Source organism: Dellaglioa sp. CoH-57-MRSF-18, assembly GCF_056781995.1.
Genome location: NZ_JBXAXX010000086.1, coordinates 1 through 448, shown reverse-complemented (window position 1 = coordinate 448; position 448 = coordinate 1). Strand labels below are relative to the sequence as shown.

The 448-nt window shown below is 50.4% G+C and carries 1 protein-coding gene; it reads left to right on the top strand.

The genetic code is table 11. The annotated features are described in order from the left end of the window. Positions 1–433 (top strand): hypothetical protein (locus tag AC1RPG_RS08195; RefSeq protein WP_481762498.1); only part of this gene is annotated, 433 nt, incomplete at its 5' end. Between the last annotated feature and the right edge of the window lie 15 nt (positions 434–448).

Below are 448 nucleotides of genomic sequence, written 5' to 3'. Positions count from 1 at the left end.
GCCCGAGTACGATGCTCACGAAGATTATGTTGTGGATAAGGCTATCCAGTCAATCGGGCGCGGTAACATCAGGAACCACAATTCAGACAAAAAGATGTTGGCCATTGTCTCAACTGTGGGGTTGGCCGAAAAGATTCAAGCGCGTATGAGTCATTATCCCCGCATCCGTCTGACAGATACAGAGGAACTGGGCAACATGCAGCGCTGGTCCTACAATCAGGCCGGCGCAAAAACTCGCGAAGCAAGCGGTGTGCACGGACGTGACAGATTCGACGCAAAACTAGGAGATAATAAAAAGCTGTACAGTTCCCTCAGTATGCAAATTTCACGGCTGAAGAAAAAGCTGGCGCTCGATCCTGATGACAGAGCCCTGCAAAAAGAGCTGGGGCAAGTGATAGAAGCACGTGCCTCGCTCCGAACCAAGGAGAGTTGATGAAACCTAAGCTTC